Below are 14,224 nucleotides of genomic sequence, written 5' to 3'. Positions count from 1 at the left end.
AGAGGCTTGCTTGCCTCGGCGCAAGCGAGCATCATCCCTCCAAAAAATGGGGGGAAATCGATGCCTCAAGTCTCTCGCCGCCGCCACCTTCAGCAATTGTCGGGCGTGGTCGGGGCCGCAGCGCTGTCCGCCTGGTCGAGGCCCACCTCGGCTTCAGAGGCGGACGTTCCGCCGGAAGGCATCGGCAAAGGCATCCAGCACATCTCCTACAGCGACATTGGCGGCCGCCCCGACAGTGTGCAGGTGATGTTCAACCGGCAGCACGTCTATGTCGGACATATGTTCAGCGACGGCGTGACGATCCTGGACGCGTCCGATCCCCGTGCGCTGAAGCCGGTGAACTTCTTCACCGCGGGGCAATACACCCGCACCCACCATTTGCAGGCGGCGGAGGACCTGCTGCTGGTTGCGAACGGCGCCAACATCGTCGCGATGCAGTCCTACGACAACATGCGCGGCTATTTCGAGAACACCCTGGTCGACAGCATCACCAAGGCGAAGAAATTCCGCTCCGGCCTGTCGATCCATGACATCTCGAAACCCGGCGAGATGCGCGAGATCGCGTTCCTCGAAATGCCGGGCTTCGGCATCAACCGGCTGTGGTGGCCGGGCGGCCGCTATGCCTATGTATCGGCGCATTTCGACGGCTTCACCGACCACATCCTCTGCGTGGTCGATCTCAAGACCATCACCAAGCCTGAAGTCATTGCGAAGTGGTGGCTGCCGGGCATGAACCGCGCGGCCGGTGAGCCGCCGACGCCGAAGGGCAAGCGCTTTGCGCTCCATCACATGATAACGGCGGGCGATCGCGGCTATGCCGCCTGGCGCGACGGCGGCTTCACCATCCACGACATCAGCGATCCCGCAAATCCAAAGCTGCTGTCCCACATCAACTGGTCGCCGCCCTTCGCCGGCGGCACGCATACGCCGCTGCCGCTGCCGAAGCGACAGCTCGCGGTCGTCGCGGACGAAGCGAATGCGGAGAAATGCGCCAAGGGCCTGTTCCACACTTTCGTACTGGACGTGCGCGCGCCCGAGAACCCGGTGCCGATCGCAACCTTGCCGACCCCGCGCGAGCGCGACTTCTGCACGATCGGCACGTTCGGCCCGCATAATCTGCACGAGAACCGCCCGGGCTCGTTCCAGAGCGAGGAGACGATCTTCGCGACCTACAACAATGCCGGCGTCAGGGTGTTCGACCTCAAGGATGCCTTTGCGCCGAAGGAGATCGCGTACTGGGTGCCGCCGACGCCGAAGAAGCTCGTCGACCCCCGCCCGAATATCGCCCTCGCAGCCAAGACCTGCGACGCCTATGTCCGGCCCGACGGGCTGATGTTCGTCTCCGACTGGAACGCCGGCATGCACGTGTTGCAATATCAGGGATGAACGCCGCGCAAGGTTGAGTTGGTGATTTGTCCGTCGACCGGCCGTTCCGATTGGGCGACGCTTTGCCGCTAGCCGCGGATCGCCGCATTGGCCTGCGCGGCGGCGCCAGTCATAGCATCGTTTGCCGTCTTCTCGCCGTTGACCACTTCATTGACGCCGATCATGAAGGCATCCAGGATCGATCTCGATTGCGGATGGAAGAGAATCGCCTTGGCGCGTTCGACATCGGCATTTTGCAGGTTGGTCAGCGCCGCCTCGGCGGCTTGCGAGCCGAACGCCGTCTTGAACCCCTCGCTGGACCACGCCGACACGCGTGTCGTCGCAAGTCCCGCTGCGGCAGTCTGCAGCGATGTCGGTTTGCTTGTCGCCCAGAGCAGGAACAGGAAAGCTGCCCGCTTGTTTCGTGACTTTGAATTGATGCAGGCCTGCCAGTGCGACATGAAGGGCACTGGGGCGCGACCCGGGTGATGCGGAAAGACCGCAAACGCCGCCTGCTTCGCGACGCGACTCCTGGCGGGATTGGAGATGTCGGTCGCGAAATTGCTGCTGTCGATCGCGACTGCAGTCCGTCCCTGCAGGAAGTCGTCCAGCACGTGGTACCATTCATAGCTGCCGACGCCGGCGGGCCCGGCCTGGCTGAGCAGGCGTCCGTACATCTCGACGGCCGCAATCGCTTCGGCGCTTGCGAAGACGGCCTTGTTGTCCTTGACCATGGCGCCGCCGTAAGAGAACACGAAGCCCATGGCCGGCGGGGAGGAATTGCCGCTGGCCTGGGCCCGCATAGCGATCCCCGACATCTCGCCGGACTTGAGCGCTTTAGCGGTCGCAAGCAGCTCTTCGAACGTCTGCGGAACCGGCAGGCTCTTGGCAGCCAGCGCGTCGGCGTTGATGAACATGGTCATCGCTTCGGAGGTGATCGGCATGGCGTACCGTTCGCCGTCGGACCACAGCGGGAAGGCCCGTGCCGTCTTGAGCAGGTCGTTCTCGTCGTACCAGCCGAGATCGGTCAGCGATCTGTTGGAATAATAGCCGTTCAGCGGCTCGAGCCATCCTCCTGAGATGCCCTGGCCATAGGTCGTGAACATGAAGACGTCGGGCGTCGCGCTGCCGCGGGCGAGTTTGATCGCCAAGGCGCCGAGGAATGTGGTTTCGAGCTGGAAATCGATGGCGACGTTGATGCCGGTGAGCCTGGTGAACTCCGGCAGCAACGGCGTGATCGCATTCGACCAGGGATGGATCGCACCCGAAAGAGAGATCGTCTGTCCCGCAAACTGCTTCCAATCGATGTTCGCGTTGGCGTAGGTCGCCGCGCGATCCTCGGCGAAGCTCCAGCGCGGCAGCGCCGCCAGCGTCGGCAAGACAGCGCCCGCCGCCCCCAGTCCCCGAACGAAGCTGCGACGGCTGGTCCGAATTCGACTGCTCTGTGCGTACGTCATGTTGGCTCTCCCTGCGACGGGCAGTCATTCGCAACACGAGCCATACCGGTGATGTGCGGCCCTAGCGCGACGACTGACGGCCAAACCGGTGTAACCTTGGGGCGAGAATGTCGAGTTCTCACCCCATCTAACCATGCTATTATTCTATCATGCTCTGGCGTCGACACCAGAAGACGCGCGGTCACACGAGCATAGAAGACCCAAGGCCGATGTCAGTCCCTGCTGTGGTCCCGTCTTTGCGATGGCTGGCTCGTCCGCTGATCGTGGCGGTCGTGGCGCTTCTGACGCTGTTCGCTGCGACGGCGTTTCTCGGCGTGCAATATCAGCAGGAGCGGCAGGCCGCCCATAACCTGCTTGGGCATAGCCGGCAGGTCCTCGAAACACTCGATCGGTTGCGTTCGATCACTGCCGAGCTCGAGACCGAACGGCGCGGGTATCTAATGACCCTCGATCCCACCTATCTCAAAGCCTACGGCGTCTCCGACGAAGGTGTGCGGCGCGAGGCGCAGGCGCTGCTCGTGCTGGTCGCGGACGACCCGTTGCAGAGTCTGCGCGCGCAACATCTGGCGCTGACCGTTTCGGCAAAGCTGCGTGAGATCGACGAGATGGTGAAGACCGCCGGTACGTCCGGCCAGGCGGCGCTGGCGATGATCCGCAGCATGGACGAGATCCGCTCGCAAATCGATCAGATGGTGGATCACGAGCGCTTTCGGCTCGCCGACCGGGAGACGCATGCCGAAGCATTCGAGCAGCGCTGGACCTGGCTGATTGCCGGCGCCGTTGTCCTCGTCGTCGCGCTGGCGGGAGCGGCGTTGGCGCTCGCGCGGCTCGAAGCGAAGCGTCGGAGACAGGCGACCGAGGAGAACATTCAACTGCAGAGCGATCTTGCAGCGCAAGATATCAAGATCCGGCGCCTGTTCGACGCCAACATCATCGGGATCATCATCTGGGAAGTCGAGGGGCGCATTCTCGAGGCGAATGACGCGTTCCTGCGCATCGTCGGATACGACCGGGACGATCTCGCCGCCGGGCGCCTGCATCGCTTCGACCTCACGCCGCCGGAATGGCGCGACCGCGACGCAAAAACCGTGGCGGAATTGAAACGGGTCGGGACGGCTCAGCCGTTCGAGAAGGAGTATGTGCGGAAGGATGGAAGCCGTGTCTCCGTGCTGATCGGCGGGACGATGTTTGCACAGGGTGGAGATCAAGGCGTCGGCTTTGTCCTCGATCTGACCGCCCTCAAGCGGGCAGAGGCCGAAGCGCGCGAACACGAGCGGCTTTACCGCGAAGCCTTGATGGAGCTCGCGCACGCAAATCGCGTCACCACGATGGGGCAGCTCACGGCCTCGATTGCCCATGAGGTCAACCAGCCGATCGCCGCGATCGTGGCGAACGCCGAGGCTGGACTGAATTGGCTGGAGGCTCAGCCGCCAAATCTGGAGCGGGTTCGACAGACGTTCGGCTGGATCACCGGCGATGGCACTCGAGCCGGCGACATCATCGGCCGGATCCGGGCGCTGATAAGGAAAGCGCCGCCGCAAAAGGAGGATATGGACATCAACCAGACGGTGCTCGAGGTCATCGCGCTGACCCGCAGCGAAGCGTTCAAGAACCGCGTCTCGGTACGAACGCAGCTTGCGGATGGCTTGCCCACCGTTCCGGCAGATCGGGTTCAACTCCAGCAAGTGGTGCTCAACCTGATTGTCAACGCGATCGAAGCGATGACCGCGGTTGGCGAGGAGGAACGCGAATTGCTGATCAGCACCGATCGGGATGTATCGAGCGGCGTGCACGTCACATTGCGGGATTCCGGTCCGGGACTGGATCCGAAGAATGTCGAGTCCCTGTTCGAGGCCTTCTACACCACCAAGCCGACGGGCATGGGAATGGGCCTCGCCATCTGCCGCTCGATCATCGAGGCGCATGGCGGACAGATGTGGGCCGGCGCAAACGAGCCTCGGGGCGCCGTCTTTCAGTTCACCCTGCCTCTCGCCTCGGACGAGGCCACATCCCGCCTGTTGGAGGCGGATGAGCCGACGGGCCGGCGCTCTGTGGCCCGCTGACGGGGGCCGCGTAACCTGTTCTTTTGCGGTTACGCGGCTGCAAATGTGTCGGTTACGCCGGCATCCGCGTTTCGATCATGCGCACCCAGAACGAGGCGCCGTGGCCGAGGATGTTGTCGTTGAAGACATAGGCCGGGTGGTGGCACTCGTTGCCGTCACCCATGCCGACCAGCACCATGGCGCCGGGCCGCGCTTCGAGCATGAACGAGAAGTCCTCGGCGCCCATCATCGGGATGAACTTGTCGTTGACGCGATCGGTGCCGACGATGTCGCGGGCGACGTCGGCAGCAAGGCCGGCCTCGCGCGCATGGTTCATCGTCACCGGATACATCCGCGTGTATTTCGTCTCGGCCGAGCCGCCATAGGCGCGGGCGACGCTGTCGGCGACCTCACTGATGCGGCGCTCGACGAGATCGCGCACTTCGGGATCGAGCGTGCGCACGGTGCCGGCGAGCTCGGCGACTTCGGGGATGATGTTGAAGGCGGTGCCGGAGTGGAATTGCGTGATCGAGATGACGGCCGATTTCAGCGGATCGACGTTGCGCGCCACGATCGACTGCAGCGCATTGACGATCTGCGAGCCGATCAGCACGCTGTCGACCGATTTGTGCGGACCTGCGCCGGCATGGCCGCCCTTGCCGCGGACGGTGATCTGGATATTGTCGGAGGAGGCGAGCATCGCGCCGGGCGTGGTGGCGAAATGGCCTTCGGGAAGGCCCGGCATGTTGTGCATGCCATAGACCTCCTGGATGTTCCAGCGCGTCATCAGCCCGTCCTCGACCATGGCTTTGCCGCCACCGCCGCCTTCCTCGGCGGGCTGGAAGATCATGATCGCGGTGCCGTCGAAATTGCGCGTCTCGGCGAGATATTTGGCGGCGCCGAGCAGCATGGCGGTGTGGCCGTCATGGCCGCAGGCGTGCATCTTGCCGGGCACCTTCGAGGCGTAGGGCACGCCCGAGGTTTCCATGATCGGCAGCGCGTCCATGTCGGCGCGCAGGCCAATGGTCTTGCCGGAAGCCGACTTGCGGCCGCGGATCACGCCGACCACGCCGGTGCGGCCTATGCCCGTCACCACCTCGTCGCAGCCGAACTCGCGCAGCTTGTCGGCAACGATGCCGGCGGTGCGGTGGACTTCGTAGAGCAGCTCCGGGTTCTCGTGGAAGTCATGGCGCCAGGCGGCCATTTCGTCGGAGAGGGCGGCGATGCGGTTGACGATGGGCATGGGGGATCCGTTTCTTGTGGGCTTTGTCGTCACTCCGGGGCGATGCGAAGCATCGAACCCGGAATCTCGAAATTCTCAGGTGCGCAATCGCGCACCATCGTTCACGCTTCGCGTGCGCCGGAATGACGGAAGTTCAGCTCTCCCCGAACACGCGCTTGAAGATCGTGTCGACGTGCTTGAGGTGATAGCCGAGGTCGAACTGCTCCTCGATCTCGGCATCGGTGAGATACTTCTTCACCTCCGCGTCCTTTTTCAGGAGTTGAAGGAAGTCGCCTTCGCCGCGCCAGACCGGCATGGCGTTGCGCTGCACCAGCTTGTAGGCGTCCTCGCGGCTTGCGCCCTTCTGGGTCAGCGCCAGCAGCACGCGCTGCGAATGCACGAGGCCGCCGAGGCGGTCGAGGTTCTTCTGCATGTTGGCGGGATAGACCAGGAGCTTGTCGATCAGGCCGGCGAGGCGCACCAGCGCGAAGTCGAGCGTGACGGTCGCATCCGGGCCCATCATGCGCTCGGCCGAGGAGTGCGAGATGTCGCGCTCGTGCCAGAGCACGACGTTCTCCAGCGCCGGTGTCACATAGGCGCGCACCATGCGGGAGAGGCCGGTGAGGTTCTCCGACAGCACCGGGTTGCGCTTGTGCGGCATCGCGGACGAACCCTTCTGCCCTTCGGAGAAGAACTCTTCGGCCTCCAGCACCTCGGTGCGCTGCATGTGGCGGATCTCGACCGCGATGCGCTCTATCGAGGAGGCGATCACGCCCAGCGTCGAGAAATACATGGCGTGGCGGTCGCGCGGGATCACCTGGGTCGAGATCGGCTCGGGCACGAGACCCATGGCCTTGGCGACATGCTCTTCGACGCGGGGGTCGATCTGCGCGAAGGTGCCGACGGCGCCGGAGATGGCGCAGGTCGCGACTTCCCTCCGTGCCGCGATCAGGCGCTCCTTGGCGCGCGTGAACTCGGCATAGGCATAGGCGAGCTTGAGGCCGAAGGTGACGGGCTCGGCATGGATGCCGTGGCTGCGGCCGATGGTCGGCGTCATCTTGTGCTCGAAGGCGCGCTTCTTCAGCGCGGCCAGCACCTTGTCGAGGTCGGCGAGCAACAGGTCGGCGGCGCGGGTGAGCTGGACGTTGAGGCAGGTGTCGAGCACGTCGGAGGAGGTCATGCCCTGGTGCACGAAGCGCGCTTCGGGGCCGACGATCTCGGCGAGGTGGGTGAGGAAGGCGATGACGTCGTGCTTGGTCTCGCGCTCGATCTCGTCGATGCGGGCGACGTCGAAGGTGGCGTCCTTGGCCTTGGCCCAGACCGTTTTGGCGGCCTCCTTGGGGATGGTCCCAAGCTCGGCGAGGGCGTCCGCCGCGTGCGCCTCGATCTCGAACCAGATCTTGAACCGGGTCTGCGGCTCCCAGATCGAGGCCATTTCGGGACGGGTATAGCGGGGGATCATCTGACGGCTCCAGGAAGGTGGGCGGGCGGCCTTGAGGGGCGGCGCCGGCCAAAATGCTTTTTACGCCGTGATTTAACAGAGCGGGCAGGGCGAAACAAACGGTCTGGGCTCCGCGAGAGGGGGATCGCCCAGCTATCCACCGAGCCCGCCGGCAGGGAGTGGCGCCGCCAGGTCGCAAATATTAACCGTCAATCACGGATCATTGACTGACAGATATTGAAATCTGTCAGCGAGACGTGTATATCCGTCTCCGGACGCTCCGATTGGGCGTCCCGCGGCTATTTCCACCCGGGGAGCCCCAGGTCCGAAACAACTACGGATTCAGGGGCGTAATTTGGAGGTGGGCGCCGTGGACGAATGGAGACTTAAGGCTATGACGACCGAAATCCTCAATTTCACCGGAACGATTGGGCATTGGCTCAATTTGCTGGTGGCGCGCCAGATCGCGGCGCAGGCTGCAAAACTGCCTCATTAAGGCGAGAGCTTTCCGAAACGACCGGTGAAGGGCGCTTCGGAATCAGCGCCGTCGCCGGGTGAACCCTGAACGGGAACAAGGTGCTGGCATGAATGAAGCCGTGATCCTGACGCCGGAGCGGATCCTCGAAGTCACCGAGGACGTCTTGCGGCGCTACGGACTTGCCAAGGCCACCGTGGTTGACGTTGCCCGTGCGCTCGATGTGAGCCACGGCAGCGTCTATCGCCATTTCCCGAGCAAGGCATCGCTGCGCGAGGCCGTTGCCAAACGCTGGCTCGACCGCATCGACGCCCCGCTCCTGGCGATCGCCAGGGAGCAGGGGCCGGCGCCTGACCGGCTCGATCGCTGGCTGCGCACGCTGTTCGCGGCCAAGCGTTCGCGCGTGCTCGACGACCCCGAGATGTTCGAGACCTATCTGACCCTGGCGCGCGAGGCCTGTGCGGCCGTCAAGTGCCACAAGGACACGATGATCGACCAGATCGCGGCGATTCTGACCGATGGCGTGAGCCAGGGCGTATTCGCCGTGGGCGACGTCAAGGTGACCGCGCGCGCGATCTTCGATGCAACCTGCCGCTTCCATCATCCAGCCCATGCCGACGAATGGAAGGACGCCGATCTACCGGCGCGCGTCGATGCGGCGCTCGCGCTGGTGCTGCGTGGGTTGAAGTCCTGTTAGACCGCGACGCCTGATCTAGCCTCTTGCCTTGTGGAGAAGGGCGCCCTCGCGAACAGAGGGCGAAGTGGTTCCGTGCCCGCGCGGGTGAAACGCGCCGTTCGCCGCCGGCACGACCGGCGGGCTCTCCGGATATGTATTGACCGCGATCTCGACTGTATCTTTCGACCGCTTCCGAAGACGGTAGAAGGTCAGCTCCTGCTCGAGCATGGGGCAGCGGAAGTGGACGACGGCCGTATCGGGCAGGCGGCAAAGTTCGTCGATGAGCTCGCCTACGGTAATGATCGGGGGATGGTCGATTGCCTTGTGATGAGCCTTACTCATGGCGATGTACTCCTCCACTCCACTCCTAACCGGAGCCGGATGGCCTCCGTTCCATCCCGCGCGGCAGATTCACGAGCGCCCGTCGATGGAGGAATCCGGCAGCCCCACTGCTAGATCTTAGTCAAGCCGCACGTCGCGGCGAGCCGCACCAGCTGCGCGTCCGTGCGCGCGCCGGTCTTGGTCTTGATCAGGTAGTGATAGTTCTGGACCGTCTTCACACTGAGATTGAGATGCGCGGCGATCTCTTCGGTGGTGGCGCCGCCGGCGAACTGGCGCAGGATTTCGATCTCGCGCTCGCCGAGTTGGTCCAGCACCGAGCCCGTCGACAAACTGTCCTCGGCCAGAATATGCGCGATGTCGTCGCTCATGGCGCGCTCGCCGCGGGCGACGCTGCGGATCGCATTGACGACCACGGACGGCTCGCTGCTCTTGGTGACGAAGCCGGAGGCGCCGGCGCTGAAGGCCGCTTTCACCAGCACGGCCTCGTTGTGCATGGTGAAGACGAGGATGCGCGCCCGCGGGCTGCGGGCGCGGATGTTGCGGATCGCCTCCAGTCCGCTGGCGCCGGGCATCGAGATGTCGAGCACGACGACATCGGGGTCGTGCGCCTTGAAGGCGCCGTAGGCATCCGCGGCGTTGTCGGCTTCGGCCACGACATGCAGGTCGCCCTGGCTCTCCAGCAAGCGCCGGTAGCCCTGGCGGACGATCGGATGATCGTCGACCAGCAGCACCGAGACGCCTGTTGCCGCGACATCGCTCATGTCGGCCTCATGCGGCGAGCGGGATGGTGGCGGCGACGCTGAGGCCGCGGGATGCAGGCAGGATCGACAGCGATCCGCCGGCCGCCGCGACGCGTTCGCGAATGCCGGTGAGACCGAAGCCGGCCGACTGCGCGACGCGCGCGGCATCGCCGCCGCCGTCGTCCTCGACACGGATCACGAGCGCATCGTCCTCGCCCGCGCGCCGCTCGACGCGCAAGCTGATCTCGCGCGCCGCGCTGTGGCGCAGCGCGTTGGTCAGGCATTCCTGGGCAACACGATAGGCGGTGGTGGCGGCCGGGCCGCTGATGTCGGTGAGGTCGCCCCTGAGGTCGAGCTGGATGGTCGGCCGCGCCGCACTCTGCGAGCGCCAGCTGTCGACGAGATTGACGAGGCTGGCCTCGAGCCCGAGCTCCTCGGGCAGCGGATTGCGCAGCCGCTTCAGTGCATCGCGCAGCGAGGCCATCAGATGATGCGTGGCCTGCGAGATCATGCGCGCGTCCTGTGCGATCCCATCGTCCTTGTTCTGCTTCGCGCTCGCCGTCTCGATGGTGTTGGCGAAGGCGAGGATGGCGGACAGGTTCTGCCCGAACTCGTCGTGCAGCTCGCGGGCGAGCGCGCGGCGCTCGTCGTCGCGGATCTCGATCAGGCGCCGGGTCAGCGCCGCGCGCTGTTCGGTTGCTTCCTCCAGCCGGCCGCCGAGCTCGCCGACGGCGCTGCCGATCATCGCGAGCTCCATCGAGCGGAAGCGCGGCAATCTTGTGCGATACTGTCCGCGCGCCATGCGCTGGAGCGCGGTGACGATCGCGCGCGCCGGCGCGAGCGCGTGAGCGATCGCGAGCGAGGCGAGCAGGGCGATCGCCGCGGCCATCAGCAGCGCGACGTCGATGACGTTGAGGACGTATTCCCAGGCGAGCGAAATCGCGGCAGCCGCATCGGGCGTCGCCACCACCGTGCCGGCGGCAGCGGCGCGCGGACTGACCGGCCGTACCACCTCGGCATGGCTGCCCAGGAAGGTCGGCACGATCGAAGCGAACCAGCGCGGAGGGGTCTTGCCCAGTCCCTCGCTCTGGCCGCAGAGCGGCTTCTCGAATGCGGTCGCCGGCTGGAACTCGACGCAGACCCCGGGCGAGATCAGCTTCATGGTCTCCAGCGTGCGCCATTCCGGAACTGGCAGCAGGTGCTCGCGCGCTCTGCTGCTGCGCAACAACAGCTCGTGCCAGTATAGCGCCTGGAGCGCCTGCGCGACGCGCTGCGCCGAGGCGGCAGTCGCCCGGTCAATGCTGCGATAGGCGTCGAAAGTGGCCCATACGGTGGCGGCGCCCAGGCATAGCGCCACGATGAGCAGCAGGCGGGCAACAAGCTGAAGCACGAGGCGCATGCGATCACCCCCGACGTTTGGTAAGGTCAGCCTAACAACGCCGCCGCGCCTTGCCAATTGCGGGGTGTGGCAGGATTGCAGCTCGGGCAAATTTCCCAAGCCGGATTGGGCATGGGTCTTTGGACCTGATACGCGGCTTTGGTCTAATCGGGATGGAATCTTCAGAGGCCCATCGTTACGGGCGAGGAGCGGTGCAGCATGAGCTCGATGACGATTGGACCGATCGCCGGGTCTGCGGCGGATCCATCCGAACGCAGCGCGCTGCTGTTCTGGATGATCTTCACCGGGCTGTCGATCTTCGCCGTCGTGCTGCTGTGGCGCTTCGGCCTGATCCATCTGATGCTGACCTCGGACCGCACCTACATTTCGAGCGTCATCGCGCTGCTCTACATCGTCACCTGCGGCCATTGCTTCCTGCGTACACGGGCGATCGCGCGGGAAGGCGCGGCGGCGCGGCGCTGCCGGGCGGCGCTCGCCGCGCCTGACGGCGGCAAGGCGCTGGATGCGCGCGCGGCGATGCTGCCGCGCGGGCTGGTGCGCGATCACATCGAGAGCCTGGTGACGAAGGCTGCGGCGCAGGATTACCGCCCCGTGGACCAGACGCTGCTGCTGCGAACGCTGGCCGACCGGCTGCGCGGCTCCAACGGGTTCGGCGCCTTCGTTTCGGATACGCTGATGAAGCTCGGCCTGCTCGGCACCATCATCGGCTTCATCATCATGCTGGCACCAATCGCGGGGCTGGATGCCGCCGACAAGGTCGCGATGCGCTCCTCGATGGGCTTGATGAGCGACGGCATGGCGGTCGCGATGTACACGACGCTGGCCGGCCTCGTCGGCTCGATCCTGGTCCGCATCCAGTACTACATGCTGGATGCCGCGACCCAGCGGGTGTTCTCGGATGCGGTGGTGCTGACCGAGACCTATGTGACGCCGGTTTTGGAACGCAAGGGTGCTGCAATCAAGGGTGCCGGAACCCCGCCATGATGGATGATTTCGGTCTCTATCCGCGCGAGGAGCCGTTCGATCCCCTGGGCGTGATGCTGTTCAAGGCGCTCCAGGTGATCGCCTTCCTGTTCTTCCTCGCGCTGCTCGCGATCTCGCCCGATGCCAAGGACGGCAAGATCGATTCCAAGGCCGAGTTCATCATCACGCTGGACTGGCCGGACAACCACCCCGACGACCTCGACCTGTTCGTGCAGGATCCCGCCGGCAACATCGCCTGGTATCGTCACCGCGAGGCCGGCTTCCTCACGCTCGACCGCGACGACCGTGGCGGGGCCAACGACTTCATCATGGTCGCTGGCAAGAAGATCGCTTCGCCGATCCGCGAGGAGATCGTCACAGTGCGCGGCATCCTCGCCGGCGAATACACGGTGAATGTCTCGCATTTCGTCGCCACCACCGGCGAGCCGGTGACGGCCAATGTGAAGGTGCAGAAGCTCAATCCGACCGCGCAGGTGATCTTCGACAACAAGTTCACGCTCGACCACACCGGCGACGAGAAGACCGCGGTGCGATTCCGCATCGATGCGGAAGGCAAGGTCGTCAATGTCGATCAACGGCCGAAATCGCTGCTGGAGACGTTCCGCAGCAGCTGGCGCAACGGCGCCGATGTCGATCCGAAGACCGGCGTGAGCAGGAACCCTGTGAGGATTCGCCGTGAGTAACCTGCAGACGGTCATCGCGACGCTGTCGGTCGCCTATGCCGTCATCGGCGCGCTGCTGCTGGTCGTGCTGGTCTATGCGCGCCTGCATTGGTCGCTGAAGGCGGTGGCGGTGGTCGTCACCAGCGCCTTCTATATCGTCAGCTTCACGGAAATGCGAGGGCTGCTCGGCTGGGCTAGTTCCGACCGGCTGCCTGCTAACTTCAAACTGCTGAAGTCCCGCATCGTCGAGCCGCATTCGCTGGACGGTGATCCCGGCTCGATCTACCTCTGGGTCGAGCAGCTCGATGAGGACAATCGCCCGAGCGGCATCCCGCGCGCCTTTCGTGTGCCCTACAACGACAGCCTCGCCGACAAGACCCACGCCGCGGAGAACGAGATCGCGCTCGGACATCCGCAAGGCGGCCGCGCCGCCGATTTCGGCGGTGGCGACGGCAGCCTCATCGACATGGTCCGGGAATATGTGACACCAAAGGCGATCCTGGAGACGAGCGGCGGCGATTCCTCGACCGGCGAATTCAATGCTCCGCCTGCCGGCGCACAAGGCGCGGTGTTCACCCCGATTCCGCCGCCCCGAATGCCGCCCAAGGACGAGCAATAGGCTTTCACCATCACCGCAGGGCTACGCTGGTAAACGGCGCAGCGCTGGCGCATCTTCTTGACCTCCCTCAATTTGGCCTTATCGGCCTCCAATAAGAATTCGAGGGTGGAGGGTGCGTGCTTCTCGCTGTTTTCTCGGATATCCATGGCAACCGGCAGGCGTTCGAGGCCTGCCTGAAGGTTGCCCGCGCCAAGGGGGCGGAGCGGTTCGTCCTGCTCGGCGACTTCGTCGGCTATGGCGCCGATCCGGAATGGGTGGTGGATACCGCAATGGAGCTGGTCGCGCAGGGGGCCGTCGCGGTGCGCGGCAATCACGACCAGGCGGTCAATTCGTCGACGGAGACCATGAACGCCGAGGCGCAGATCGCAATCGAATGGACCCGCGGCCGGCTCGATGCTGCGCAGCGGCGATTCCTGGCCGAGTTGCCGATGCTGGTGGAGGACAGCGACCGCCTGTTCGTGCATTCGGAGGCCTCCAGCCCGCAGCGCTGGCACTATGTCCGATCGACGGCGGATGCCGCCAAGAGCCTGATCTCGACACCCGCCCATGTCACCTTCTGCGGCCACATCCACCGTCCGGCGCTCTATTCGATGTCGGTGACGGCGAAGATGACGAGCTTCGTGCCGAAGACCGACGTCCCCGTCCAGCTGCTGCGCGGGCGGCAATGGCTGGCCGTGCTCGGTTCGGTCGGTCAGCCCCGCGACGGCGATCCCTCGGCGTCGTTCGTGCTGTTCGACACGGTCTCGTGCCAGATCACGTATTGCCGCGCCCCCTACGACATCGCGAGCGCGGCGGGGCGC

Annotated in this window: 13 protein-coding genes; 7 read left to right on the top strand and 6 right to left on the bottom strand. The window is 64.9% G+C overall.

Translation table 11 applies throughout. From position 1 onward, the window contains the following. Positions 1 to 60: 60 nt before the first annotated feature. The gene (locus A5906_RS39035) at positions 61 to 1,386 is read left to right on the top strand and encodes an LVIVD repeat-containing protein (protein ID WP_080140378.1); all 1,326 of its coding nucleotides are present in this window, start codon (positions 61 to 63) and stop codon (positions 1,384 to 1,386) included. Positions 1,387 to 1,454: 68 nt separating this feature from the next. Here the strand turns inward: A5906_RS39035 and A5906_RS39030 are convergent, their stop codons facing one another. Beyond that, positions 1,455 to 2,822: an ABC transporter substrate-binding protein gene (locus tag A5906_RS39030; protein ID WP_080140377.1), complete on the bottom strand. Its 1,368-nt coding sequence runs from the start codon at positions 2,820 to 2,822 to the stop codon at positions 1,455 to 1,457. 209 nt (positions 2,823 to 3,031) lie between these two features. Here A5906_RS39030 and A5906_RS39025 point away from each other — a divergent pair, with 209 nt between their 5' ends. Then, entirely contained in the window at positions 3,032 to 4,885 is a 1,854-nt protein-coding gene (locus A5906_RS39025) for an ATP-binding protein (protein ID WP_080140376.1), read from the top strand. Between the two features lie 52 nt (positions 4,886 to 4,937). Here A5906_RS39025 and A5906_RS39020 read toward each other — a convergent pair whose 3' ends face one another. Next, positions 4,938 to 6,107 carry a M20 aminoacylase family protein gene (locus tag A5906_RS39020; RefSeq protein ID WP_080140375.1) on the bottom strand — a complete coding sequence of 390 codons (1,170 nt, stop codon included), beginning with the start codon at positions 6,105 to 6,107 and terminating at the stop codon, positions 4,938 to 4,940. Positions 6,108 to 6,240: 133 nt separating this feature from the next. Continuing rightward, on the bottom strand, positions 6,241 to 7,548 hold the full coding sequence (purB, locus tag A5906_RS39015; RefSeq protein ID WP_080140374.1) for an adenylosuccinate lyase: 1,308 nt from the start codon (positions 7,546 to 7,548) through the stop codon (positions 6,241 to 6,243). Between the two features lie 563 nt (positions 7,549 to 8,111). Between purB and A5906_RS39010 the strand changes: the two genes are divergently transcribed. Further along, the gene (locus A5906_RS39010) at positions 8,112 to 8,699 is read left to right on the top strand and encodes a TetR/AcrR family transcriptional regulator (protein WP_080140373.1); all 588 of its coding nucleotides are present in this window, start codon (positions 8,112 to 8,114) and stop codon (positions 8,697 to 8,699) included. A gap of 15 nt (positions 8,700 to 8,714) precedes the next feature. Here the strand turns inward: A5906_RS39010 and A5906_RS39005 are convergent, their stop codons facing one another. The 3 genes from A5906_RS39005 to A5906_RS38995 form a co-directional block, all read right to left on the bottom strand. Beyond that, complete coding sequence (locus A5906_RS39005) at positions 8,715 to 9,020, bottom strand: hypothetical protein (RefSeq protein WP_080140427.1); 306 nt, start codon at positions 9,018 to 9,020, stop codon at positions 8,715 to 8,717. A gap of 110 nt (positions 9,021 to 9,130) precedes the next feature. Beyond that, a complete protein-coding gene (locus A5906_RS39000) occupies positions 9,131 to 9,781 on the bottom strand; it encodes a response regulator (RefSeq protein ID WP_080140372.1) in 651 nt (216 codons plus the stop codon). A 7-nt stretch (positions 9,782 to 9,788) separates the two neighbouring features. Beyond that, positions 9,789 to 11,159: a sensor histidine kinase gene (locus A5906_RS38995; RefSeq protein ID WP_080140371.1), complete on the bottom strand. Its 1,371-nt coding sequence runs from the start codon at positions 11,157 to 11,159 to the stop codon at positions 9,789 to 9,791. A gap of 198 nt (positions 11,160 to 11,357) precedes the next feature. Between A5906_RS38995 and A5906_RS38990 the strand changes: the two genes are divergently transcribed. From A5906_RS38990 to A5906_RS38975, 4 genes are all read left to right on the top strand, one after another. Next, positions 11,358 to 12,143 (top strand): MotA/TolQ/ExbB proton channel family protein, encoded by a 786-nt coding sequence (locus A5906_RS38990; RefSeq protein ID WP_080140370.1) that lies wholly within the window; start codon positions 11,358 to 11,360, stop codon positions 12,141 to 12,143. Then, positions 12,140 to 12,826: a DUF2135 domain-containing protein gene (locus A5906_RS38985; protein ID WP_080140369.1), complete on the top strand. Its 687-nt coding sequence runs from the start codon at positions 12,140 to 12,142 to the stop codon at positions 12,824 to 12,826. The genes A5906_RS38990 and A5906_RS38985 overlap by 4 nt, the downstream gene beginning before the upstream one ends. Beyond that, on the top strand, positions 12,819 to 13,424 hold the full coding sequence (locus tag A5906_RS38980) for a hypothetical protein (protein WP_080140368.1): 606 nt from the start codon (positions 12,819 to 12,821) through the stop codon (positions 13,422 to 13,424). Before A5906_RS38985 ends, A5906_RS38980 begins: the two co-directional genes overlap by 8 nt. A gap of 116 nt (positions 13,425 to 13,540) precedes the next feature. Beyond that, positions 13,541 to 14,224: metallophosphoesterase family protein (locus tag A5906_RS38975; protein ID WP_245327136.1), on the top strand; the 684-nt coding region annotated here is incomplete at its 3' end.

The organism is Bradyrhizobium sacchari (assembly GCF_002068095.1).
Classification (GTDB): domain Bacteria; phylum Pseudomonadota; class Alphaproteobacteria; order Rhizobiales; family Xanthobacteraceae; genus Bradyrhizobium; species Bradyrhizobium sacchari.
Note: the sequence above shows the minus strand (reverse complement) of the source record. Positions and strands in the feature narration are given on the sequence as shown.